17 protein-coding genes and 2 pseudogenes are annotated in these 21411 nt (G+C 42.8%); 6 read left to right on the forward strand and 13 right to left on the reverse strand.

The window, feature by feature from the left end; translation table 11 throughout:
• Nucleotides 1-60 precede the first annotated feature (60 nt).
• The 4 genes from J7W08_RS03870 to J7W08_RS03885 form a co-directional block, all read right to left on the reverse strand.
• Entirely contained in the window at nt 61-615 is a 555-nt protein-coding gene (locus tag J7W08_RS03870; protein WP_233085328.1) for a helix-turn-helix domain-containing protein, read from the reverse strand.
• A gap of 184 nt (nt 616-799) precedes the next feature.
• On the reverse strand, nt 800-2131 hold the full coding sequence (locus J7W08_RS03875) for a COG1470 family protein (RefSeq protein ID WP_233085329.1): 1332 nt from the start codon (nt 2129-2131) through the stop codon (nt 800-802).
• Nucleotides 2132-2371: 240 nt separating this feature from the next.
• Nucleotides 2372-5155, reverse strand: coding sequence for a heavy metal translocating P-type ATPase (locus J7W08_RS03880; protein ID WP_233085330.1), 2784 nt, complete (start codon nt 5153-5155; stop codon nt 2372-2374).
• A 128-nt stretch (nt 5156-5283) separates the two neighbouring features.
• Complete coding sequence (locus J7W08_RS03885) at nt 5284-5487, reverse strand: heavy-metal-associated domain-containing protein (protein WP_233085331.1); 204 nt, start codon at nt 5485-5487, stop codon at nt 5284-5286.
• A 243-nt stretch (nt 5488-5730) separates the two neighbouring features.
• Here J7W08_RS03885 and nadA point away from each other — a divergent pair, with 243 nt between their 5' ends.
• Entirely contained in the window at nt 5731-6651 is a 921-nt protein-coding gene (gene nadA, locus J7W08_RS03890; RefSeq protein ID WP_233085332.1) for a quinolinate synthase NadA, read from the forward strand.
• 142 nt (nt 6652-6793) lie between these two features.
• On the opposite strand, the gene J7W08_RS03895 is transcribed toward nadA, so the two are convergent.
• The gene (locus tag J7W08_RS03895; RefSeq protein WP_233085333.1) at nt 6794-7258 is read right to left on the reverse strand and encodes a NifB/NifX family molybdenum-iron cluster-binding protein; all 465 of its coding nucleotides are present in this window, start codon (nt 7256-7258) and stop codon (nt 6794-6796) included.
• Nucleotides 7259-7450: 192 nt separating this feature from the next.
• Between J7W08_RS03895 and J7W08_RS03900 the strand changes: the two genes are divergently transcribed.
• Nucleotides 7451-8137: a DUF169 domain-containing protein gene (locus tag J7W08_RS03900; protein WP_233085334.1), complete on the forward strand. Its 687-nt coding sequence runs from the start codon at nt 7451-7453 to the stop codon at nt 8135-8137.
• Between the two features lie 237 nt (nt 8138-8374).
• On the forward strand, nt 8375-9058 hold the full coding sequence (locus J7W08_RS03905; RefSeq protein ID WP_233085335.1) for a DUF169 domain-containing protein: 684 nt from the start codon (nt 8375-8377) through the stop codon (nt 9056-9058).
• A gap of 126 nt (nt 9059-9184) precedes the next feature.
• On the opposite strand, the gene J7W08_RS03910 is transcribed toward J7W08_RS03905, so the two are convergent.
• Nucleotides 9185-12016 (reverse strand): DEAD/DEAH box helicase, encoded by a 2832-nt coding sequence (locus tag J7W08_RS03910; RefSeq protein WP_233085336.1) that lies wholly within the window; start codon nt 12014-12016, stop codon nt 9185-9187.
• A gap of 294 nt (nt 12017-12310) precedes the next feature.
• On the opposite strand from J7W08_RS03910, the gene J7W08_RS03915 reads away from it, so the two are divergent.
• The 3 genes and pseudogenes from J7W08_RS03915 to cysS all read left to right on the forward strand — a co-directional run bounded on the left by J7W08_RS03915 (nt 12311) and on the right by cysS (nt 14855).
• Nucleotides 12311-12574: a hypothetical protein gene (locus tag J7W08_RS03915; protein ID WP_233085337.1), complete on the forward strand. Its 264-nt coding sequence runs from the start codon at nt 12311-12313 to the stop codon at nt 12572-12574.
• 145 nt (nt 12575-12719) lie between these two features.
• Nucleotides 12720-13217, forward strand: a pseudogene (locus J7W08_RS03920) (cysteine hydrolase family protein); the annotation flags it as partial.
• A 219-nt stretch (nt 13218-13436) separates the two neighbouring features.
• Nucleotides 13437-14855: a cysteine--tRNA ligase gene (gene cysS / locus J7W08_RS03925; protein ID WP_233085339.1), complete on the forward strand. Its 1419-nt coding sequence runs from the start codon at nt 13437-13439 to the stop codon at nt 14853-14855.
• A gap of 181 nt (nt 14856-15036) precedes the next feature.
• On the opposite strand, the pseudogene J7W08_RS03930 reads toward cysS, so the two are convergent.
• From J7W08_RS03930 to J7W08_RS03965, 7 genes and pseudogenes are all read right to left on the reverse strand, one after another.
• Nucleotides 15037-15604: pseudogene (locus J7W08_RS03930) on the reverse strand (class I SAM-dependent methyltransferase).
• A 76-nt stretch (nt 15605-15680) separates the two neighbouring features.
• Nucleotides 15681-16292: an ABC transporter permease gene (locus J7W08_RS03940; RefSeq protein ID WP_233085342.1), complete on the reverse strand. Its 612-nt coding sequence runs from the start codon at nt 16290-16292 to the stop codon at nt 15681-15683.
• A complete protein-coding gene (locus tag J7W08_RS03945) occupies nt 16286-16924 on the reverse strand; it encodes an ABC transporter permease (protein ID WP_233085343.1) in 639 nt (212 codons plus the stop codon). Before J7W08_RS03945 ends, J7W08_RS03940 begins: the two co-directional genes overlap by 7 nt.
• Before the next feature lie 17 nt (nt 16925-16941).
• Nucleotides 16942-18069, reverse strand: coding sequence for an ABC transporter ATP-binding protein (locus tag J7W08_RS03950; protein WP_233085344.1), 1128 nt, complete (start codon nt 18067-18069; stop codon nt 16942-16944).
• Between the two features lie 66 nt (nt 18070-18135).
• A complete protein-coding gene (locus tag J7W08_RS03955) occupies nt 18136-18945 on the reverse strand; it encodes a glycine betaine ABC transporter substrate-binding protein (RefSeq protein WP_259370116.1) in 810 nt (269 codons plus the stop codon).
• Between the two features lie 321 nt (nt 18946-19266).
• Nucleotides 19267-20490: a SufB/SufD family protein gene (locus tag J7W08_RS03960; protein WP_233085346.1), complete on the reverse strand. Its 1224-nt coding sequence runs from the start codon at nt 20488-20490 to the stop codon at nt 19267-19269.
• The gene (locus tag J7W08_RS03965) at nt 20469-21218 is read right to left on the reverse strand and encodes an ABC transporter ATP-binding protein (protein WP_233085347.1); all 750 of its coding nucleotides are present in this window, start codon (nt 21216-21218) and stop codon (nt 20469-20471) included. The genes J7W08_RS03960 and J7W08_RS03965 overlap by 22 nt, the downstream gene beginning before the upstream one ends.
• Between the last annotated feature and the right edge of the window lie 193 nt (nt 21219-21411).

Consider the following 21411-nt stretch of genomic DNA (forward strand, 5'->3'; position numbering starts at 1 on the left):
TTTACACCGTTTTCCATTTCTAATAGATCAATTCTTAAATTTGGATCAAATTTATGTTTTTCAGACTATCATAGCCAGGAACTTTGCAGGTTTATCCCCAAGGGCTTCCATTGCATGACCATAGCTGGAATCAAAATAGATGGAATCTCCTTCCTCAAGAACGATCTCGTTGTCATGTATCTTTACTTTTAAGGTACCTTCAAGAACAAGATCGAACTCCTGTCCAGGGTGGGAATTCATGGAATTATTAGCATCTGTTGATCCTGCTTCAACCTCAACAAGGAAAGTCTCTGCCTTTTTGTGTATGAAATTTGGCGCAAGGTTCTGATATTTGTAAGCCTCTCTTCTTTCAACAGTTGGTCCCTTGTCCTTCCTGGTAACAGTAAAGATATGCATGCGTGGTTCTTCGCCGGTTAAAAGTAATGTCATATCAACTTTCAGGAACTGTGCGATCTCAAAAAGTATGCTGGCAGGAATATCGGCTTCACCTGTATCATACTGCTGATAGGTTTCAACAGGGATATTCAGATAATTTGCCATTTCTTCTGCACTGATTTCTGACAGCTCGCGCAATTCATGGATACGTGACGAGATTTCCTTTATTTTTTCCTGCATGATATCAACTTTAATTGGTTAATAAGGAAGATACTTACAAAATAAAATAGAATTTTGAAAGAAACAATATTCAAGCAACTTAACTTGATATTGCGATCCTTTTTCGTATTTTAACATACAGGAAGTTAAAAAAGGTAGTGGGTGCCATGTTAACACATGACACAATCGGAATGTCGGGAATAAATTATTCAGTCAGACCAATACCAATTGAGTATTCAAAGTTCTCTGTGTTGTGTGGCATGATCTCGAGTGTCCAATCACCGACACCACCATCGACAATATATGTCTCTGAATATCCGGTAGATCCCTGCTGGTAGACATCAGTTTGTTCCGTATCTTCAGTCATCACAGATTCAACTTCCATGTAGCTGCTGGCAGCTTCATCCATTGCCATCAAGTAAGGACCAGGATACTGCTGTCCAAGATTGACAGACCCCCTGTAGCTTGTGCTCACAAGTACCGGCCTCACATCTCCTTTTGCGTTCTTCAATACAATATCAAAGGAAGGTGTTGTAGAAGATGTGCTGCTGCTACCATAGTTGTAGTCCGTTGAGAATACCTTGATAGTGATAGGATCATCAGTCCTTGCGCTGAAAGTTGTTGTGAATGGTTCTTCGGGCTGTTGCCAGACATCGAAGTTCATGCTTACCTTCTGGCTCCATTCGGTGATGGTCCTGTCATCGATGTTCAGGTTGATCATTCCATTGATACTTCCTTCTGCATCAGCCGGGATCTTCACATTTACCTTCACAACAGCTTTCTCTCCTGGTTTGATAACAGAAGGTGCTGTGATGGTCACATCTTTCTCATCAAGAGAGACCTGTGAACTGTATCTGTACCATTCATCCTCGATCTCTTCAAATTCAGGGTTGATAGAAATTGCCTTGTCACCAACGTTCTTGAGCTTGATGCTATACTCATACTCAGCACCTGCTTCCACGCGGTCACTGATGTATGAATTGAATATCTCCATATTTGGTGGCAACCATACATTTACTGAAAGTTCGAGCGCTCCGTTGTAACCAGGATACAGGGAAGCAATATCTCCCTCAAGACCGCTAAAGAAGACGTTTGCACTGTAGTGGCCAAGTTCAGCATCTTCAGGAACTGCTACCTTGATCATGAACTCCTGCTTTTCGCCAGTCTCCATTTCAGCCTTTGCAGGTGAAATAGTAACCCATTCATCATCAAGTTCATTATCGCTGTAGAACTGTGGTACAAGGTAAGGCTTAACTGTCATTGTCTCTTCACCGTGGTTGTAGAGCACAACAGTTACTTCCTCTGACTCACCGGGTTTTATTGTAAGATATGAATATCCCGGATTAACATAGAGAGGAACGACCTCTCGTGCAGCTTCAGGATATATCATATCCTGGTAATACCCATCAGCAGCGATCTTTTCAGCTATCAGTACAGGCTCTTCGGCAACCGGCTCAGAGATGGCAACAGCAACACCTGCTGCTGTCATGCTGAGCAACAGCAGACCGAGTGTAACAAATGCGAAATATTTCTTCATATTAATTTCTCCTTTATGATCGTGATTGTGATCGTCTTTCGACATGTTACAATATGAGTTAGACTTATTAAAGAATTGTCTAAACTTCAAATTGATTCGTAGTTATCAAATTAAGAAAAAAAAGAGTAGCATGCTTAGAACATGCCACTTACTTAATTAATTGCTGATAATCAGTTGATCGTTTGGTAGATCAATCAATTAACTAATGATCTATCAACCAATCGATTAACTGATATTCCATCATTTTATTCTGCTTCTTTTCATCAGCAGTGAATTCGTCACAACAGATACCGAGCTCATTGCCATGAAAGCTGCTGCCATTGCAGGAGTGACAAGTACCTGATGAAATACCGGATAAAGGAAACCTGCAGCGATCGGGATACCAAGGCTGTTGTACCCAAAGGCCCAGAACAGGTTCTGCTTTATCTTTCTCATGGTCAGGCGGCTTAAGCGCAGGGAAGCTACTACATCAAGCAGGTCGTTCCTGATAAGGACGATCTGTGCTGACTCAATAGCCACATCTGTACCGGCTCCCATGGCGATCCCTACTTCCGCCTGGGTAAGTGCAGGTGCATCATTGATACCGTCACCGACCATTGCAACGGTCTTTCCTTCATCCTGAAGTTTCTTGACCTCAGCGGCTTTGTCTTCGGGTAACACCTCAGAAAGAACGCGATCAATACCCGCTTTAGATGCAATAGCTGATGCGGTCCTGCTGTTATCTCCTGTGATCATCACAACCTCAAGTCCCATTTCCTTGAGCCTGGAAACAGCTTCTATGGAATTTGCCTTGAGAGTATCTGCTACCGCGACGATACCAGTTGCATTGCCATCAACCGAGACCAGCATAGCGGTCTTACCCTGATGTTCAAGTTCTTCAAGCTTGCCGGTAAGGGAAGATACGTCAACATTGCTGTCAGCCATGAGCTTTCGGGTACCAAGTAGTACCTTATGCTCTTTGATAACTGCTTTTACGCCATGTCCCGGGATGGAATCAAAGGATGATACATCCAGTATGGGGACGTTATTGTCCACAGCAGCGTTCACGATAGCTTCACCCAGAGGATGTTCTGATCCCTTTTCTGCAGTAGCTGCAAGGGAAAGTACATCATCTTCTGTGTGTCCGCCAAAAGCGACAATATCAGTTAGTACAGGTTTTCCTTCTGTCAGCGTACCTGTCTTGTCAAATATGATAGTATTGATCTTGCGGCTGACCTCAAGTGCTTCACCGCCCTTGATAAGTATACCATTTTCGGCTCCCTTGCCGGTACCTACCATTATGGCTACCGGAGTTGCAAGTCCCACAGCACAGGGACAGGATATAACAAGGACCGTTATCCCGATCAGAAGAGAGAACAGGAAGGGACTTGTGATAACAGAATACTGTGCAACGTCGAACATGTTGTATCCGATAAAGAGCCAGAACAGGAATGAAAGCAAAGCAATTATTATAACTGCGACAATGAAGCGACCGGCAACAAAGTCAGCTATTCTCTGGATCGGTGCTTTGGATGTCTGTGCATCTTCTACCAGCTTGATTATCTGTGAAAGTGCAGTATCAGCACCTACTTTGGTAGCCTCGAACCTGAAAGAACCAGTACCGTTTACAGTAGCACCGATGACCTGGTCACCAATATTCTTCTCAACCGGAATGCTCTCACCGGTGATCATTGACTCGTCAATGGAAGATGAACCTTCAGTAACGATACCATCCACTGGTAGCTTCTCTCCCGGTCTGACAACAACAATATCCCCTGTGACCACATCTTCCACAGCTACTTCGGTCTCCTCTCCATTTCTGATAACCCTGGCTGTCCTTGCCTGTAATCCGATGAGCTTCCTGATGGCTTCAGATGTTCTGCCTCTTGCCTTTGCTTCAATGTAACGTCCAAAGGTTATGAAGGTGATCAGCATTGCAGCTGTATCGAAGAAAGTATGTTGGTATCCTGGACCAAGATCAATGACTCCTGTCACAACACTGATCGTGTAAGCAGCACCAGTACCAGTTGCAATAAGAAGGTTCATATCAGCAGAACCGTGTAGGAGCCCTTTGTATGCACCAACAAAGTACTGTCTTCCGGGGAAAGCCATTACTATGGTAGTAAGAACAAAAAGTACACCTCTGTCAGCAAGGATAGGAGGCACAAAATAAAGATACTGTGGGAACCCGGCACTCATTCCACCAAGCATTATCGGAATTGTCAACAGGAAAGCAATAAGCAGATTGTTTCTCTGGTGAGTGATTTCAAGGTCCCTTGCAGCCTGTTCGCGATCAGCGGGTCTGCCCTCCTTCTTAATGGATGCAGTATAACCAATATTATCTATTGCTTTAAGCATCTCAGCTACAGAAACCTTTGAGGAATCATATTCAGCATGTGCACTTGACATTGGGAAATTCACACTGGCACTGCTTACACCATCAAGCTTGCGGAGAGCACGTTCGATGTTATTTGCACAGGCGGCACATGTCATTCCTCCTACATCAAAGTTGACCTCATCCTTCAGTACGCCATAGCCTGTATCTACGATCGTTTCTTCAAGTCTGTTAGTGTTTATCAGATTCGGGTCATACGTCACGGATGCTTTTTCAAGCGGAAGATTGACAGTCGCCGAAAGGACACCGGGCTGTTTCTTCAACGCATCCTCTATGCGCAATGCACAGGCTGCACACGTCATACCTGTAACTTTCAATGTGGAATCAGTGGGTACTTCAGCGGTCTCTCCTGCCTTCTCTTCTGTTGTGGTTTCAGTTGTAGCCTTAGTTGAAGTTTCAATTGAACTTTCTGCAAGTGTTTCTGCTGTATCATCTGAATCGCTGCCTTTGTCTGTCTCATAGCCGGCATCTTCGACTGCCTGCCTGATCTCATTAAGGGTCACTTTTTCAGGATCAAAACTAACAGTAGCATTGTTCTCCTCAAGGTTTACCTCTACATCTTCCACACCTTCAAGAGAAGATATTGCTTTTGTAACTCTGTCATGGCAATGCATACAGGTCATTCCATGGACATAGATCGTGACTTTCATATTATCACACCAAAAGAATAAAAATAATTAGGTTTGTTTGTTTATCCATTTGTCTTTCAATCAACACTTTTAGTGCTGTCAGGTATCAAAAGCTAAAGTTTATAGGATCAAGGTAATATCAAGCAAGGTCATGCCTTGTATCCTGCATCATTGACTGCTTTTTTAATTGTATCAAGATCTGCTGTTTTTGGATCATAGGAAACATTTGCTTCTCCTTTTTCAAGATCGACCTCAACAGAAGATACACCTTCAACTCCTGATATTGCTTTTGTAACCGCCATCTGGCAATGTCCACAGGACATACCTTCTACTTTTATAGTTGTTTCAACCATTTTTTAACTCCCATAACAAAATGCGCAATTATTAGATTAATACTTTTTCCAATATTTTCATGTTGGCGCAAACTACTTAAAGTGTCAGCCGGTTAGTTAACGCCGTTAACATACTTAAATATAACATCCATAAATGCTACCCATATTTATAAAAACGAAAAAGCACAATTTGGTATAATTATCCTCATAACTATTCAAGAAGTTTAGTGTTCTATATAATATAAATTATGATGTGGTGAGAATATGCAGGAAATGAAAGATATAATTGACAGGATAAATACCCTGAAAGCTGAACATAATGCGGTTATCCTCGCCCACAATTACCAGCGTCCCGAAGTACAGGACATTGCAGATTTTACAGGAGATTCACTTGGGCTTAGCCAGCAGGCCGTCGCTACCAATGCCGATGTGATCGTATTTTGTGGCGTAGACTTTATGGCTGAAAGCGCTGCAATACTCAGCCCGGAAAAGACCGTACTTCTACCTGAAAAAGATGCAGGCTGTCCGATGGCCGAGATGGTCGATGTGATCTCCCTGGACGATGTAAAGCAGGAGCACCCCGATGCAGCGGTGGTCTGTTATGTGAACTCCTCTGCCGAGATCAAGGCCCAGAGCGATATCTGCTGTACATCCGCAAATGCAATTGATGTAGTGAACTCCCTTGAAGAGGATGAGATCATCTTTGTCCCTGACAAGAACCTCGGGACTTACGTTTCACATTTCACCGACAAGAAGATCATTACATGGGAAGGCTTCTGCCCAACCCATCACCAGATGCGTGCAGATGATGTCATCAAGGCAAAAGAAGAGCATCCTGATGCCCTGTTCCTCGCACACCCGGAATGCAGGACAGAGGTCCTTGACCTTGCAGATGAGGTCTTAAGCACTACCGGTATACTCAACTATGCTAAAAGCTCGGATGCGAAAGAGTTCATCATTGGTACTGAGAATGGGCTGCTCCACAGGCTAAGGAAAGAGAACCCTAATAAGAAGTTCTATTACCTGTCCGAATTTACGATCTGCCCTAACATGAAGATCACTACCCTCGAATCAGTGCTTAATGCACTTGTGAACATGGAATATGTGATCACCGTGCCTGAAGATACAAGGCTCAAAGCAAAAGAGGCACTTGACAGGATGCTTGCGGTAAAACGCACGATGTAATATTAATGAAAATATAGCCTGAAACTGAACAATATGTCAGTTCAGGCTTTTCATAGCTTATTTTATCTCTTTGATTTTCTGTGAACCTATTTTTTAGTTAATAGTCCACCTTTACATTAACTGAATATGTTCCAAAGACATTTTAGCGATTCATTCCTCCATTACTACCGGATCCGCCGCCACCTCCCATACCTCTGCCGGCTCCTCCGGACCTACCACGTCCCCCCATTCCCCGACCGGGTGCAGCCATAGATGCATGTGCTTCTGCTGTGGGGGCAGATGTTTCCTGTAACTTACCTTCTTTGTACTGGGCGATCGCATCGGTAATTGAACCATTAGCTCCTGCCATTACCTTAATTCCAGCTGCGGAAAGGATCGGAAAGGCATTAGGACCAACTTTGCCGGTAAGGAGAACATTGATTCCTTTGTCAGAAATGATCTGGGCAGCCTGTATTCCTGCTCCGCCAGATGCAGAAGCTGCCGCGTTATCAACTGCTTTGAATTCCATTGTTTCCGGATCGACAAGAACAAAGTACGGGCATCTTCCAAAACGTGAATCCATTGCTGCATTAATATCTTTATCTGTAGCTGTTACACATATCTTCATATTATCTCCTCGTTTACATTTTTTCTTTATTGTATATAACACAAATGAGAGTAAATATATAAACATTGCGGGAAATGAATATATATTTACACACCTATGAGAGATTATATTCTGTTTAATGATAAGAGGTAAATGAAATTTCATCCTCGATAAAAGTAAAAATTTAGAGGTATAAACGTGGATTATGCGAAAATGAGTGAGAAGCTTATTGAGGCACTGGAACTTAATGGAAAACCAGTGGCAATATCATTGTTAAAGAGAGAAAAGGACATTCCAGAAGGTCTGGTAAAGACCGAAGTACCAAGAAGATATTGTCAGATGCTTCAGGATGCCAGGTTCGATAATAAGGTCACTTTTGCTACTATGGATGAGCATGCCTGCAAAGGTGGTGCTGCAGCCATAGGATTGCAGGACTATCCTGACAAGATCAAAAGTGGAGAACTGTATTTTGATAAACTTGGAAAGGAAATATCCCTTAGTGTAGCCAAGCGTGTTGTAGACAAAATGCCAAGACCTGAACCCGGATCAACCGTTGCTACCATCGTTGCTCCACTGGACAGCACACCAACAAAACCTGATATTATTATAGTGATCGGAAACACACTTGTAGCCAGAAGGATCGCACATTCTGTTATCTACAGACGTGGTGGCCGTATGAATGCAAACTTTGCTGGTATCCAGTCCACATGTGCTGATGCTACCGGTTCACCTTACACCACAGGAGAAGTTAACATTTCCATCGGATGCGATGGTGCTGCTAAGAATGCAGGACTCAAGGACAATGAGATGGTTGTAGGTATTCCTGAAGAACAACTTGTGGACATCACTAATATTCTGGAAATGAAAGCCGTTGCATGGAATGACTGGATGAGATCATAAATTTTATCTTATCCTTTGTCTTAGTTTTTTTATGAATGTTAATAAAATGAAATTGCATGAAAAAGAGAAGTAACCCTCATTTTTCCAGAATTGTTAAATAGCAAAGCTTATATAAAATCAGTTGTGTACACTTATAACACAACCGAAATAAACCGTATTAGTGACTATCAAAAGCACTGCTAACAAAGAGAAAGTTGTTATAAGCAGTCATATCGAATATAATACAGAGTGATCAAAATGGACATCAAGGAAATAAATGAATTTGGAAAGCAGTTGACCGAAAAGCTCAACCTCAAGACAAAACCTGTTGCAGTCTCACTTATTCCGGAAGGTCATGATATCCCTGAAGGTATCGAAAGAATTGATGAGACCACAAGACACTGCCAGATGGTAGACACTGTCAGGAAGACCGGTAAGCAGTTCTATTCCCTAGCAGATGACCAGATGTGTAAGGGTGGATCTTCAGTAATGGGCTTGCAGGAAATGCCACACAAGCTGGCTATCGGTGACACCTACTATAACCTCAAGCGTTTCAGCACCATCAATGCAGCAAGACGTACAATGGAAAAGGTAACAAAGGTAGAAGCAGGAACCACAAAAGCAGTCGTATACGGACCACTTGAGACAGCAACTTTCAATCCTGATGTTGTCGTTATCGTAACCTCACCAAAACAGGTCATGCAGCTTTCCCAGGCATTGCTCTTCAAGTTCGGTGGCAGGGTAGAAGCAAGCTTTGCAGGTATCCAGAGTGTCTGTGCAGACGGCGTTGCTCTTCCATACAAGGAAGGTAAGATCAGTGTAACAGTCGGATGCGGAGGAAGCAGGAAATTCGCAAACATCGCTGATGACGAAATGATCATAGGAATCCCTGTAGAAAGGCTCCACGACCTTGTGGAAGCTGTGAATGAGATGTTCGCCTGAACATCTCTTTCTTACATCTCTTTTTCTTAAATTTAACTTCAATTTTTTTAAAAATCAATTTCTATATCACATACTCAATCTTTCATACACTTTTAATTGAATATATTCAACAATCGGTTCTTTCGATCACAGTTCATCGCGACCGTAGAGAGCATTATCAGCTTCCCTTAACTTTTCCCTCATCTGTTTTGTTCCGGCATCATCCGGCTTTATCCTGAGGGCTTCATTGTATGCCTCAATTGCACCGGTACGGTCCCCAAGCAATCTTAAAGCTGTACCCTTGTTCTTCCAGACCATCGGGCTAGTTCCATAACCAAGATCCAGGAGCCTGTTAAAGCATTGCAATGCAAGAGTATACTTTCCCATCATTATGTATGTGACACCTTTGTTCAAAAGTGCTGAACTATTATCCGGATCCAGTTGAAGAGCCCTGTCAAAGCAATCACATGCTTTTTTGTGGTCCTTCTCATCCCTTCCGGCAGCAATCCCCATTTTTACCCACTCGGCAGCTGATCCTGATCCCTGACGCTTAAGCTTTCTTCTTGCTCTGTTCAATGCATCAGCAGCATCGTTCTGGTCTTTCTTCTCATTCTGTCTGTTCAAAGCAGGAGATCCTGACCTCTGCTTTGAGATCTCAGACAGGTGCTTCCTCTTCGGGATGTATTCAGGTTTGCCAAGCATCTTCCTGAGGATCATTATTGCTGCATCCTTATCCAGAGGATTATTGTTATTACCACACTTCGGGGACTGTATACAGCTTGGGCATCCATCCTTGCAGGGGCAGCTCTCTATAGCTTTCAGTGTAACCTCGAGCATTTCGACGATCCTGCCATAGCCTGCTTCTGCATACCCGACACCACCGGCATGACCATCATAAACGAAGATCCCGCTCTTCTTGTTCAGGTCAGTATGTTCAGGAGTGGAAACCCCGCCCACATCGTTCCTGTCAGCAAGAAGGTGAAGCGGATACATTGCTATAATTGCATGCTCGATAGCATGGATACCGCCATTGAAATCCCTTTCATACTTTTCCACCAGATCGGCAAGATATTCAGGAAGCTCAAGCCAGAGGGCTTCGGTCTCAAGACTAAACTTCGGCATTGTGAGGGAAAATTGTCCAAGCTCCTCATCAGTACGCTGCATGAACCTCTTGAAGCCGGTCACCTGTTGGGTGACGTCAACATCACCAAAGCCAACAGTGACACCATCACAGGTCTGAAGAGGCTTCGTATCTATCACATCCGCTATCTGTATGTCTGAAGCTACCTGTGACCTTGTGTAATAGCCATCCTTTGCTTTCTCCACCCGGATGATCTGTTTCTCATGGTCAAGTTCAGTAACAGAATAAGGAGTGCCTTTGTTGATGTAGACAGCACCCTTGAAAGCCTCCCTGTATGCCCTTAGCCTGCCAATATCCTTTTCCAGGGGAGCACGGCTTCCTTTCTCAAAAATGGTGTAGCCATCGCCATCAATTCCCCTGATGGACACACGCATGTGAGCCTTGCCGTCCGTACAAAGTTTTTCGCGATCGCCTTCTAGCAATCCCTCTTCTTCAAGTACTGTCATTATCTCGGCAAAATCACTGCCGAAATACTTCTCATCTTCCGGCCTTAATGCCAGTTCCCTTGCTGCACAGAGCAGATGGCCGGCTTGAATATAACGATTGGAAACATTGATCACAGCCTCTTCACATTCTTTTTTGAAAAGGTCAGTTGGATTTCTCATATAGTACTGGTCAAGAGCATTGGAATCAGCTACAAGGGCAACAACACTCTCCTGACTTCCACGTCCTGCTCGTCCGGATTGCTGCCTAGCACTCATTATGGTCCCCGGAAAACCATCCATTATACAGGCGTCCAGACCACCTATATCGATACCAAGTTCGAGAGCCATAGTAGAGATGACACCTGCAACATTCCCGCTTGAGAGCCCCTTCTCAATCGCTTCACGTTCATTACCGTGATAGCCACCCCTGTACGGACTGATGATTTTTTGTTCGCCTCTCTGCTCAAGTCTGTTCTTTGCTTCTACATACATCCTTTCAACTTTCTGCCTTGATCTTGCAAACACAATGGTCTGGAGGTCATTCTGCACAAAGGTTGTGAAGAGATCGACGGTCTCACCAAAACTTGCTTTCCGGAGAGTGAAATTGCTGGAGCGTGAACGAGTATAAAGAGGAGGATTCCAGAAAATGAACTTCTGCATTCCACTGCCAGAACCATCTTTATTGACCAGTGTCACATCTTTACCTATCAAAGCAGAAGTGTGTTCTGTAGGATTTCCAATGGTAGCTGTACAGCAGATGTACTGTGGTTTAGATCCGTAATGATCACAAACACGATTAAGCCTCCGAAGCAGATTTGCCATATTACTTCCCATGACACCGCTGTAGGAATGACTCTCATCAAGAACGATGAACTTCAGGTTAGAAAGGAATTTCTTCCACTGGTGTTTCCATTGCAGGAAGCTCAAATGGAGCATTTCCGGATTTGTGAAAAGTATTCTGGGATTTCCGTATTTCACCGCAGATTTTTCCTCGGAGGACATGGTACCGATGAACCTGTTGATGTTCATATCAATACCCATGAGATCGCGGAAATTCTGAAATGTATCAAGCTGGTCATTGACCAGTGCGTTCAAAGGTGAAATATAAAGGGCAGTTGCATTGGAATCTTCCATCAATTTCTCAAAGATGGGAAGCATATAGCACAGGGATTTACCACTTGCTGTACTGGTGGAAAGGGCAAGGTGCTCGCCTCTTTTTACTGTCCCGATGGCCTCTGTCTGGTGAGTGTAAAGTTTCTCAATACCCATTTCGCTGAGAGCGTACGTTATCAACGGTTTCAGTGAAACCTCGCCATATTCCGGCTCTTTTGAAGGAATGGTCTCAACATGGACCATTTGGCCTTCATACCTGCGCGAGGAACGGATAACATTGATAAGTTGAGGGACATCCATTGTAGTGCAACTCCGTCATCCATAACAGAATTGATGATACTTAAAATAGTGCGAAATGTTTCCGCCCTGGAATTTATCAGTGAGTTATAATCATACTCTGGTAACTTAAACAAAATACCAGGATTGATAAACTATCGATGTTAAATTTTCATGTAGGGGAGGCGCTATTAGATTTCAAATTATGAAACTGAACACATAACTATATAAGGTAAAATGTTCCAGTTAATTATGATACATTGGGGTATTATTGGTTGCTAAAACCAATACAATTTAAAGAGAGTGGAGGCAAAAATCATGACAAAATATCTAGTGGAATCACCACACACTCCAGAAGGGTGTTTGGAAGCGTTGGATGAAATGCTCGCAATGGGAGCTGACGTATTAGAACAGTATGATTTCGGTTGCATGGTTGACGTACACACAGGCTGGGTTATTTTAGAAGCTGAAAATGAATCAGAAGCTCTAAAAATTGTTCCCGAGTCTCTGCGTAGTAAAGCACGGGCAATCGCGTTAAACAAGTTCACTCCCGAGCAGATCAAGGAGGCCCACGAGGAGTGATTAATATGGGGGTATTAATATTAGTGATGAAATAGACTTGAAGAGAACAGCTTTGATAATCGTAGATCCTCAGAACGATTTCCTGTCAGAGGAGGGAGTCGTATGAGATCTTGTTGGAGATGGAGTTAAAGAAACAAAAGTTGTAGAGCATTTAGTTGAGCTTAAGGCCATGGCAAAGGATGTTGGTATGCCGGTCTTCTATTCTCCCCATTACTACTCAGACGAGGAGTTTGAAAGCTGGTCTCATCTCAATCCCATAGACAAGCTAATGTTCGAGCGAAAGATGTTCAGAAAAGGAGGCTGGGGTGCAGAGTTCCATCCTCAGCTACAGCCTGATGAGAATACCGTTGTCCTTTCGCCCCATAAGGCCCTGAGCAACTTCTGGACCGGGGATATAGGGATACAGCTAAGACAAAGGGATGTTCACACCATTATCCTGGCCGGAATGTCTGCAAATCTCTGTGTTGAATCCCATCTCAGGGATGCCATCGAGAATGGGTTTGATGTTCTAGTTGTCAAGGATGCCACCACAGGCCCGGGTCCTGAGGCTACACAGGCTGCTTACACCAACTATGGCCTTATCGCCACAGAGGTTGTGACCACAGACGATATATTAAAGCGTCTCAAAGAAGCGGCAAAGTGATGACAAGGCTAAGGGGGAATACATTTCTCTGTTCGAAATTAAGGACAAAAGTATGATCCCTTCCTATTTTTTAAATTAATATTTAGATCATTCTTTTCCAGGACTTTATATTAATTAAAAAAGTTTGCAGAAGAAATTATTTCTGAAATTAAAGAAAAATTGGAAAATTTTCTGATGACCACGATCTCAAATGTGCTATAATACCCAATAGTGATTCGAATGCTAAAAATATACAATACCCTGACAAGAAAAAAAGAGATTTTCAAACCAATAAAAGATGGTGAAGTTTCAATTTACGCATGTGGTCCTACAGTCTATAGCACGCCCCATATCGGGAACTATAGAACTTTTTTAATGACTGACAACATTGTAAGAACGCTTGAATATTTGGGCTATAAAGTAAAACTTGTAATGAACATCACAGACATAGATGACAAAACCATAAGGGACTCAAAGAAAGCAGGTATGTCACTTAAGAATTTTACAGAAAAATACACTCAGGAATTCTTCCGTGGTCTTGACATGCTAAACATAAGGTACGCGTCAGTATATCCCAAAGCCACAGAAAACGTAGATGGCATGATAGAATTAACAAAAAAATTAATTGAAAAAGGCATGGCATACGAAAAAGGTGGCTCAATATATTTCAGGATATCATCATTCAAAGATTATGGCAAACTCTCAAAAATAGACCTGGAAAAAATAAAGATCGGCGCATCTGTAGACGTTGATGAATATGACAAAGAGAACCCGCGGGATTTTGTACTCCTAAAAGCATCAACTCCTAGAGAAATAAAAAGAGGAATATGCTATGAGAGTCCCTGGGGCAAAATAAGACCCGGCTGGCACACAGAATGCTCTGTTATGGCAATGAAAGAATTCGGACCCACACTGGACATCCACACGGGTGGAGTTGATCTTATATTCCCACATCACGAAAATGAGATCGCTCAGTCCGAAGGCTCAACAGAAAAAACATTTGTCCGCTACTGGATACACGTCGAACACCTGATGGTGAACAGCGAAAAAATGAGCAAATCAAAAGGAAACGTCTTCACGCTTCCCGAAATTATTGAAAAATACAGTGGCGAAATTGTAAGATATATGTTCTTGTCTGTTCACTATAGAAGACAGCTGAATTATACAGAAAATTTTGCAGAAAATGCGATAAATAACTATCAGAAACTCAAAGAGACATTCGAAAACCTTGAGTTTGCACTAAAAAGCGCAGACAAAAAAGAATATCCATCAGACAAAGAAACACTTGAATTTCTCTCAATACTAGAAACGGAATTTAAAGAAGCATTAACAGACGACTTTAACACACCAAAAGCAATAAAAGTATTCCGTGAGCTCTCACGTGTTGCTAATAAGTACATTGAAACTGGGAAAAATAAGTCCGTCATAGAGAAAATGCATTCTCTTTATCGACAATTTGCAGATGTTTTGGGACTCTTTTCCAAAATAAAAAAAGAAAATATCCCAGAAGAAATAATGAGATTAGTAGAAGAACGCGAAATTACACGGGAAAATAAAGACTGGCAAAAGGCAGATGAACTTAGGGATAATGTAAAAGACTTAGGTTACATCATAGAAGACTCAAAAGAAGGACCAAAAATAAAGAAAATCGGTTTGTAAGCGAAGTTTAGGTAACCTCTTGAGTCGGCGAGCTATCATCCAAAGCTTATGAAGCAGTAGTCTTAGGTTTCAAAATATGGTTCAAGTAGGTTTTCTACAGAGCCATTAATTTGTTCTCCCTAGCTGTAAAACAGATTCAGTTTTTAATTTGTACTTATAACAATTCCAAATTTCATTTTGATCATCTCCTCTTATTGAGGACAATTCCATAATGGTATGGTTTAAGGTCATATGTCATTGGGTTTTTGAATCCTGAAAATATGGCCAATTTGATGCATTGTTCCGGCTTAATTCGAATTTCGATCGGTGGCCCTCTTGGAGTTGTCGGATCGTAGTTCCAATGAATAATTACTACTTTTCCATTTGGTCTCAGAATCCTGTAAGCCTCTCTGAGTAGCTTTTCTGGTTCAGCACCATGTAAAATATGAGAGAGGAGGACATAATCTACGCTTTCGTCTTCAAGACCGGTGCCTTCTGATATAAAATCACGAAGCACTGTTTCAACATTGTTTAAAACCCCCACTTTTGTCTTTTGCTCTGTGACTTCTATCATTTCTGGCTCTATGCCGATAGCGTAGACCCTTCCGGTTATTATTTGCAGCCGAAATTGTAAAAGTTCCATAACCACAACCAAAATCTGCTGCATCTACAACTTTGTTATTTAAGCCTAGCTTTTTAAGGATCTGATCTGGTTCAAAAAATCCTTTCCATACATCTTCATCAGGCATTCCGCTTTCCCGAATTTTCATTTTTGTCCGTCCTAAAAAGCAAAACATATCTAATATATATTGATGTGTTCACCGAAGTATCCCAACATCTTGAAACTCATTTCCTGTAATCCGGAACCAGCTTCTTCTCCATTGCCATAAAGATCACATCCAGTACAAGTGCTATCAGTCTCGCAGGAATGGCACCTGCAAGTATCTTCTCATTGTTGAAGCCTACAAGCCCCTCAAAGATAAGCTCGCCAAGTCCGCCACTGCCGATGTAGGCTGTCAGGATGGCTATACTGTTGATAAGGATGGATGCAAACTTGATGCCTGCGAAGATGGCAGGATAGGCGTTTGGAAGACGGATATAACGAAGCACCTGCCACTGGTTAAGTCCTATGCCGTCTGCGTAGTCAAGCATGGAAGGATCTACCGTTGAAAGGCCTATGTAGGTGTTCTTGATGATGGGCAGAAGTGCCCTCAGCAGGATGGCTATAAGTGCAGGATAGAATCCAATTCCTATTAGAGGGACCACGATAGCAACAACAGCGAAGCTTGGCACCGCCTGTGCAAGGTTCGCGAACTTCATGATGACATAACCGATACGTTTGCTGTAAAGGGAAGCGAACGCAAGGGGGAGGGAGATGGCAATACTGACCAACAGTGTGGTAAGCAAAAGGACAAGGTGTTCGCCGGTGTGCCCGAGTATGGTCTCAATGGTTACCATGTACCGTACCTCCTCTGCAGTTTCTTCTCAATGGTCCCGGCAAAGCCGTCAAGGATGACTGCCAGAAGTCCTGTCCAGAAGCCGGCCACAAAGATGGTACCTACATCGTAGAGCTGTATGCCGGCTATAAGGGCTGCTCCAAGGCCGCCTGCAGCAATAAGTCCGCCAAGTGTCACAACTCCCATGGTAAAGACAAGAGCTATTCTTAATCCACCTGCTATCATGGGCAGGGATAGGGGAATTCTCACTTTAAGGAGGATCTCCCTCTGGGAAAGTCCCATAGCATGTGCTATATCGATATACTGCTGGTCAACCTCTTTGAGGCCTGTGTAGGTATTACGTGTGATAGGTAAAAGTGAATAAAGTATGGATGCCACGATGGTTGGTTCCTCTCCAAGACCGAATATCGGCAGGAGAAGCACAAGTAGCGGAATATCCGGTATGGTTTCCACAACGTTCAGGAAATTGAGTACGGGGTGAGCGATCCTGGGCCTGCTGTACAGGTAGATGCCCAAGCTTACCCCGATGATAGAAGCAATGACAATAGCAATGCTAAACATCGTCAGATGCTCAATAGTACGTGTGGTAAGAGAATTAGTTTCCCAGACATCCATGAGTTCAGATAGTAACACGTTTCACACTCCGATCATCAAACCAGTTGCTTGAATACATCATTGGGGAAAAGGAATCTGGAAACCATGCCACCATCTGTAACAAATGCAATTGAATGATCATTCTCATGGAGCACCTTTAGTGAATTCTCAAGAAAGTCCTCAATATCAAATGATGGAACCTTGACAACATGTTCACTGATGGTATCATTTGTTTCTCCAAGGCGTATCAGGTCATTAAGCCTGACCACACCCATCGGTTCATCACCATTAGATACAACGGCAAGTTCGATATCTCTCCCGATCATCGAATTTATTGTCTCACTGACAGCAAGAGATGAAGGATGAACGTATTTATTTTCAAGAGGAGACATAAGGTCCCTTATTCTCAGGGTATCGAGATGTTTGAACTTCTTTCCTGTATCAACAATACTTGCCACCATCTCGTTCACAGGATGGAAGATCAGCTCCTCTGCTGTTCCGATCTGGACAAGTTTCGCATCGTCCATAATGCCGATCCTGTCCGCCAGCCTGAAAGCTTCTTCGATATCGTGTGTCACGAAAATAATGGTCTTACCAAGCTTTTCTCTGATAATGCAAAACTCTTCCTGAAGCTGCTTTCTCAGGATAGGGTCAAGTGCTCCAAAGGGCTCATCCATAAGCAAAAGAGGCGGGTCCATTACCAGTGCCCTTGCAAGCCCGACCCTTTGTTGCTGACCTCCGCTTAACTGGTGAGGATACCTGTTCATGAACATCTCTGATGGAAGTGAAACAAAATCCAGAAGGTATCTTACCCTCTCATTGATCTTTTCTTTACCCCAACCTTCAAGTTTGGCAACAAGACCTATATTTTCAGCGATTGTCATGTGAGGGAACAAGCCGATATTCTGGATAACATAACCAATGTTCCTCCTAAGGGCAACCTGCTCAATTTCCATGACGTCCTGTCCGTTTATGTGAATAGTACCGGAATCCGGCTCTATTAAACGGTTGATCGTACGTAGTGTTGTGGTCTTCCCTGATCCGCTGGGACCGATGAGAATTAGCATTTCTCCGCCTTCAATATCAAGGGTAAGGTCACTGATGGCAAACCTGCCTTCATATTTTTTGGTCACACCGCGAAGCTGGATCGAATCTATCCTGTCGAATATCCTTTTGGATGGCATAAGCAGATCTCAGTTAAAAAAGCACTTTCTACACTATACTAAAAAAATAAGAGACTGGAAGAGGAATTAGCTCTCTATCAATCCGTTTTCGATCAAATAATCTCTTGCGATGTCCTCTGCTTCACGTTTGTCAACATCGAACTGGTAGTTCAGGCTTCTCATTGTGTCTGTGTCAATCTGTCCTTCAAGTACCTCAAGAGCAGAAACAGCATCAGGGTTTTCCTCTGCGAAATCTGCAGACATCACAACGATCGCATCGTATGGAGGTAATGCGTTCATATCATCATTCAGGATGCGAAGATCGAATACTTCGTTCCTGGTGTCTATTGTGTATGCTGAAACGATATCAACTTCATCGTTCTTTATAGCTTCGTACATGATGTTTGCAACTGTAGGTTTGACTGACTTGAACTCAAGACCATAGAGTTCATTGATTCGAGGCAGACCGTCTTCGCGTTGTGCAAATTCAGGATCGGTTCCTATAACCAGTTCAGATGCATATTCATCAAGGTCACTGATATTGTAGATATTGTTCTCTTCAGCCCAGTCTTCCTTTACAGCAAGTGCATATGCACCCTCAAAGCCAAGATCCGCTACGATGACAACACCATCAGCATTGAGACCTTCTTCAGATACCTGATAAACGACTTCTGGATCCCACACTTCAAGTGGAGGTTTCTTGAGGATCTGGCTATATGCAGTACCTGTATACTCCACATATACATCTACTGTGCCCTGTTTGAGACCTGCATAGTTTACGAGAGTGTCTCCAAGGCCTTCTTTTACATCTACCTCATACCCTTCTTCCTCAAGCATAATGGCAGTCATATGAGCCAGAATATAAGACTCCTGGAACAATTTAGAACCAATTACCACTTTACCCTTCTCAGCATCTACAGGATCGTCAGACCCCGATTCTGTACATCCTTTACCCCTCTAATAGTGGGAATTATTCAATATTTATAAGTTTGGGCAGTATGATCGTATTTTCGAATTGCAATCCTGCATTATAAATAAAAAAAGACAATATATAAATTAATCAAAATATAAACAGATTGGATGAATTAATTGTATATTGCGCATCATACATTAATCATATACCATTTATCGTATACTTCATGTTATATATCCTGAAAGTGGATAATTATCCGTAATAAGTGATAAACAAAAAAAGAATGAAAAAGGACCAATCTGTAATCAGATCGCATCCTTTCCGATCTGTGCGATCGTTTTGTCAATGTCTTCTGCAAGCTCTTCAGGAAGGCCGGTTATGCCCACATCAAGGAAACCACGAACGATCATTCCTACAGAATCCTCTTCGGAAAGTCCACGTGCCATCAGGTATTCTACCTGTTCTTTTGCGATCCTTCCGACTGCAGCTTCGTGTGTAAGCTCCACATCATCTACATTTGCTTCAAGTATTGGAATTGCACGCTGTGTACCTTTGTTGTTAAGTACAAGTCCATGGCATTCCAGATGACCTTTTGAATGCGGTTCGTTTGCAACCATCTCTCCCCTGGCAGTGATCGTACCACCTGTAGTGATGGTCCTTGAAACAAGCTCTGCCTTTGTGTTTGGAGCATTAAAAATTACCCTGCTTCCAAGATCAAGTTCTGAACCGGGGTGTGCAACAGCAATAGTATGGAACCTTGCAAAAGCACCCTCTCCGTTCAGGATGGCAGTTGGGTAGGACTGAATTGACCTCACAGGCTTTAGCAGGATATAGTTGTTAACAAACGTTGCACCTTCTTCGAGATGGATAGCAGTCCTTGGGCGTACGCCTATATCTTCGGCCCAGTTGTGTATCATTGTGAAGTTAAGGACACCGCCTTTCTTGACGTATATCTCTGAAATTCCAAGGTGCATTGCCCTTTCCACGCCTTTCTTGGTAGTACATCCTGTAATGACATCAAGCTGTGCGTCTTCCTCTACAATAAGGATGTTGTGAACGGTCTGTGTCGCGTCCTTATGACCCGTTACAAGACAGGTCTGTACTGGCATAGAGCTTTTCTTACCTGCAGGTGCACGAATGAAATAACCATTAGCATTCTCAAGATAGCTTTTTGCAGTGTACTTATCAGCATCCACAGAAACAAGCTTCCATGAATATTCCTCCAGCCAGTCATGCTTCTCCATTGCTTCATGCAGGGACATCAGTTCAATATCAGGATCATTGATCGAAGAATGGGATATTGCATTGTCCAGCATCAGGAAACTGCCTGAACGCTCTTTCTCATCAGGGAGAACACCTACATTGAGAAGTGTCTGCTTAAACTCACTGTCGAGGTCCTCAAGATCTTCAGTTTGAGTTACTTCTCTTGTACCGACCTCAAATTCGTTGAGATCGAAGTCCTCTCCATACATTGCAGTCTTTGCTATGGCTTTTTCAGCCTTTTCCTTTAAAGCTGTCCCCGTTTGCATTTAATGCACTCTCCATATCCCTGACTCTTTATTTCCTTAAGCATTTCACGTGGATGACCTTTGCACACAACAGCACCATTGCAAAGTATGTAGCCCATATCCGGCTCAACATAGTCCAATACCTGACCGGTATGCGTTATGATAAGTGCGGAATTTCCCCTTCTGTTATGGTCAACAAAACAGTTGGACTTGCTTTTCAGAAGTTCATCTATAGTCTTGCCTATTTCTTCGATGCTCACAAGGTCAACACCGGACTCCGGCTCATCGAGCAGATACATGCATGGGTTTTGTGCTGATAATTGTAATAATTCAGACCTCTTGATCTCTCCACCAGAAAAACCAACATTGACGTCTCTTTCCATGAAACGCTCCATATCAAGCTTCTTTGCGACCGCTTCAGTGTCGAGACTATTGTCCGTTGATATTGCACTCACGAGTGTTTCGAGCTTAACACCTGTCATGTTAGGTGGTCTCTGGGTCATGATACCCAATCCTCGTTTTGCTCTTTCATCAACTGAAAGGTTAGTTATGTCCTCACCTTTGAATATTATCTGCCCACTAACAATATTGTAACCGCTAAATCCCATAAGCGTCATGAGAAGTGCGGATTTACCAGCTCCGTTGGGGCCGAAAAGAACAGTGGTGCTACCCTGCTCTACTTTGAGATTGACTTTGTTCAGGATAGTCCTGCCACCAATCTCAACTACCAGATCTTTTACCTCGAGCATGTTTCCTCCAATTTTTTGAAGAGATATTAATTACCTATGAATTTAACACAAAAATTACAGATCAAATCTAACCAGTTACTAATAACTGAGAATCTGTAGCATTCCATAGCATTTTTCAAATCAGAACATGAGTATCTGTTACTTAGTTCTATCGACAAAAATGTTCAGGCCGTTAGTCTAATAGACATTACTG

It is taken from the genome of Methanococcoides orientis (assembly GCF_021184045.1).
GTDB lineage: Archaea > Halobacteriota > Methanosarcinia > Methanosarcinales > Methanosarcinaceae > Methanococcoides > Methanococcoides orientis.

Excerpts from the sequence above, each read along its gene's own strand:
- J7W08_RS03870 (WP_233085328.1), bottom strand. The coding sequence starts at position 615 with ATGCAGGAAAAAATAAAGGAAATCTCGTCACGTATCCATGAATTGCGC.
- J7W08_RS03875 (WP_233085329.1), bottom strand. The coding sequence starts at position 2,131 with ATGAAGAAATATTTCGCATTTGTTACACTCGGTCTGCTGTTGCTCAGC.
- J7W08_RS03880 (WP_233085330.1), bottom strand. The coding sequence starts at position 5,155 with ATGAAAGTCACGATCTATGTCCATGGAATGACCTGTATGCATTGCCAT.
- J7W08_RS03885 (WP_233085331.1), bottom strand. The coding sequence starts at position 5,487 with ATGGTTGAAACAACTATAAAAGTAGAAGGTATGTCCTGTGGACATTGC.
- nadA (WP_233085332.1), top strand. The coding sequence starts at position 5,731 with ATGCAGGAAATGAAAGATATAATTGACAGGATAAATACCCTGAAAGCT.
- J7W08_RS03895 (WP_233085333.1), bottom strand. The coding sequence starts at position 7,258 with ATGAAGATATGTGTAACAGCTACAGATAAAGATATTAATGCAGCAATG.
- J7W08_RS03900 (WP_233085334.1), top strand. The coding sequence starts at position 7,451 with ATGAGTGAGAAGCTTATTGAGGCACTGGAACTTAATGGAAAACCAGTG.
- J7W08_RS03905 (WP_233085335.1), top strand. The coding sequence starts at position 8,375 with ATGGACATCAAGGAAATAAATGAATTTGGAAAGCAGTTGACCGAAAAG.
- J7W08_RS03910 (WP_233085336.1), bottom strand. The coding sequence starts at position 12,016 with ATGGATGTCCCTCAACTTATCAATGTTATCCGTTCCTCGCGCAGGTAT.
- J7W08_RS03915 (WP_233085337.1), top strand. The coding sequence starts at position 12,311 with ATGACAAAATATCTAGTGGAATCACCACACACTCCAGAAGGGTGTTTG.
- cysS (WP_233085339.1), top strand. The coding sequence starts at position 13,437 with ATGCTAAAAATATACAATACCCTGACAAGAAAAAAAGAGATTTTCAAA.
- J7W08_RS03940 (WP_233085342.1), bottom strand. The coding sequence starts at position 16,292 with ATGGTAACCATTGAGACCATACTCGGGCACACCGGCGAACACCTTGTC.
- J7W08_RS03950 (WP_233085344.1), bottom strand. The coding sequence starts at position 18,069 with ATGCCATCCAAAAGGATATTCGACAGGATAGATTCGATCCAGCTTCGC.
- J7W08_RS03960 (WP_233085346.1), bottom strand. The coding sequence starts at position 20,490 with ATGCAAACGGGGACAGCTTTAAAGGAAAAGGCTGAAAAAGCCATAGCA.
- J7W08_RS03965 (WP_233085347.1), bottom strand. The coding sequence starts at position 21,218 with ATGCTCGAGGTAAAAGATCTGGTAGTTGAGATTGGTGGCAGGACTATC.